The 3,065-nt window shown below is 37.8% G+C and carries 3 protein-coding genes; 1 reads left to right on the top strand and 2 read right to left on the bottom strand.

The annotated features are described in order from the left end of the window. Positions 1-117 precede the first annotated feature (117 nt). Both T525_RS0111210 and T525_RS0111205 read right to left on the bottom strand, forming a co-directional pair. Positions 118-651, bottom strand: a complete 534-nt coding sequence (locus T525_RS0111210) for a hypothetical protein (protein ID WP_027407258.1) — start codon at positions 649-651, stop codon at positions 118-120. Between the two features lie 14 nt (positions 652-665). Continuing rightward, the gene (locus tag T525_RS0111205) at positions 666-1,451 is read right to left on the bottom strand and encodes a hypothetical protein (protein ID WP_027407257.1); all 786 of its coding nucleotides are present in this window, start codon (positions 1,449-1,451) and stop codon (positions 666-668) included. A 210-nt stretch (positions 1,452-1,661) separates the two neighbouring features. Between T525_RS0111205 and T525_RS0111200 the strand changes: the two genes are divergently transcribed. After that, positions 1,662-2,792 (top strand): site-specific integrase, encoded by a 1,131-nt coding sequence (locus T525_RS0111200; RefSeq protein ID WP_027407256.1) that lies wholly within the window; start codon positions 1,662-1,664, stop codon positions 2,790-2,792. The last annotated feature ends 273 nt before the right edge of the window (positions 2,793-3,065 follow it).

Genomic DNA, 3,065 nt, shown 5'->3' with positions numbered 1-3,065 from the left:
ATATGGCCGCATAAAAAAGGCCGACAGAACAATGGCTGTCGACCAAAGAAAATTTATATTTTTTTACTGTCCTCTTGACGGGTAGCAGTTCAAAACGGAGTGCTTTTCTTTGGTCGGCTAAGAAAGATAAATCTGCGTTATCTCTGTTATCTTATATCCTTTTATATGTGCCTTGTATTTATAGAAATGGTGTAAATCCGTCACCTCCAGATTATAGAAAAATAAATTCTGGTATAGGAATTCCCCCAGAAATTCGTAACTGTACGGCATGGCTTCTTTAAACTGACTCAAAACCTCTATTTCTGCTTCTTTCCTGCTTATACATTCTGGATAGTGCAACTCACTGGTTTTCTGGGCTTTTCTGTTGACGGTTATTGATATTTGTATATCTGTCCCCTCATTAGTTGGCTCAAATTCGGTTACAATATACGATTTGGCAACTGCAAAATCCTGATAAGACACATCTATGATATGATTATCAGTTTGAAAGTCTACCATATAGGGAATAAGAATAATCTGTTCCCCCGTATCTGTTAGGCAGTGAAAGAGTGGTGGCTTTGATTGTGCATATCGTAGGGCTGTTTCCCACGCCTGTTCCAGATACATGAAGTATTTGTCCTCGTTGTGATTTTCAAAGACTTTTAGGTTCATTTCTTTGCCTCCCGTCAGAACGGTAGCTCATTGTCTGCATCCATAGGCGTACTTGTATCTGGTTCTTTAAAATCAGGTACAAATGGATATTCAGGATTATAGTTTGGATGTTCTTCATCTAGCATTTCTTCCAAAGTTACTTCTTCATCATCAAATGGGATTCCACCGCTAAAGGAAACATATTCTGCCTTGCTCCGTTTTTCCAGACAGTTCAGTATATAGTTCAGTTCCTCCAAGGATGGCTTATGTTCATGGAATATAAAGCCTACGCTTGCCCTGTTCGTTTCTCTCCTATAGTAGCAAGCTGTCTTTATAGAGGATTCGTACCTTTTACGGTTTACTACAAAAGAGCCAGTATCTTCGTCTACCATAACATTAATAGCCCGTTTCATTGGATAGTTCTTTATGTCGCATATCTTCATTTCTCCGTGAGTGGATAATAAAAGAAAAGTGCCATCATTCATTAGATGGACAGCTCTGATTTCCAGTTTGTAGAACATTTCAAAAATGGCTATAATGCGGTATCTGTAATCATCTAGCTGAAGGATAACATCAAATGGGGAGCCGTAGCCTAGTTTATGGGCTTTTTCAACATGGTCTTTGATTAGTCGCATATTATTGGCTATTTCTGAATTGGATAGTTCCAGTCCTACATCAAATTTATTCTGTTTCCTGATTTGGGTAATATCATTAGATTCCCTCCCTTCTATTTCGTCTAAGAGGATTTGATGCTCCAAATACTGGGCTTTGCTTATGGTGTATTCCTCTTTCAATTTCCTGTAATGTTCTGGTCTTAGCATTTAAAAACACTCCTTTCAAAAATACATATAAATGGGCTAGTATAGTCAATGTAGCACAAAAAAACAGGCGATTTTTAAAAAAACAGCCTGTTTTTGAATTATTATAAAAATATCTCGACTGGAGAGCCAGATGCATCTATACTGAAGCAAACAGTACCTTGATAACTGAATACTCTCTTTCTCTCCTTATTTGAAAGGAGAGATTTTTCTATGAAAACAGAGCATAAATACATTTCATATCGTCCAGACAAAGATACCTACATTGTTTCTTTGCGTGTAGACGGTAAAAAAACCTATTTTACCTGCCATTCCTTAGAAGAAGCTATTAAGAAAAGGGATTCCTTAGTTGAATTGCACAATCTGGATAAAAAGATTGTTAGCAGTTTATCTACTGAAAGAATAGTGAAAGCTATTCCTACCTTAGAAGAAGCGTTCACTGAGTTTGTAGAAAAGGATGTACGCCCAAGAGTTGCACTTTCTACTTATTCTAAATACAATCTTTGCAAAACAAACTACTGCAAACAACTGGGAAGTATCAGAATAGACCGTATAAGCCATGAAGCATGGCAACGGTTATTTTCTGCCAGACAGGAGGAAAACCATTATTCAAAAGGCTATGTTATGGACGATGTACGCAGATTCAGGGCTATGTACGAGTATTTCATCAGTCTGGGGATTATTGATACTAACCCGTTTGATAACCCTATCAAACTGCAGAATACTCACAAGGTTAGGCGTAGGGGTTTTACAGAGCAGGAAAAAGAGCGTTTTCTTGCCACGGCTAAAGAATATGATACGCAGTGGTTTATTATTTTCTCTTTGTATTTTGCTACTGGTGCAAGACGGGCAGAGCTACTTGCCCTTAGATGGCAGGATATAGATGTTTCAAATAAATCTATTTGCATTAGGCGTAGCATCACCAGAGGAACAATGGATGGCGTATACAGAGAAATAGTAGGCAATACCAAAACTGTATGCAGTGTTAGGGATATTCCCGTTTCAGAGGATATGTTATCAATGATACTTTCCCTGCAAAAAGAGGATTTTAAGCCCTCTGATTATGTATTTACAGCCAATAAATTGCCGAAAAAGTATGAGCACATGAGTTTAAGCAACACTGAGAGAGTGTTTAGGCGTATTGCACAAAAGGCTAAACTGGATAAGTGTTTATCCATACACTGTATCAGGCATTATGTAGCATCTAAGCTCATTACTAATGGTGTTGACCTTTCTACAGTACAATCCATAGGCGGTTGGAAAAACCCTAATGTTCTTTTAGCCGTTTATGCTCACAGTAATGAAGAAGCCAAAAGAAAAGCCCTTGAAAAAGTTATCTTTTAGCCGTTTTTCAAGGGTTTGATATTTGGTTGTCAGTTGGTTGTCCACAGGTTGTCCACAGGTTTTACACAGAAATTCTGAATAAACATTTAATTAAAAAGTCTATTTGACTTAAAAATATATGCCATTATTGACATATATTGATTGATTTTGTACAATAATAACAGTGTAAGAGAGGTGCTCCGAGTGGTTTAAGGAGCTGGTCTTGAAAACCAGTGATGTCGCAAGGCACCGTGGGTTCGAATCCCACCCTCTCCGCCATATATGGAGTGGTAC

It is taken from the genome of Anaerovibrio sp. RM50, from assembly GCF_000622005.1.
Taxonomy (GTDB): Bacteria; Bacillota; Negativicutes; order Selenomonadales; family Selenomonadaceae; genus Anaerovibrio.
This window is presented reverse-complemented; position numbering and strand designations above follow the sequence as displayed.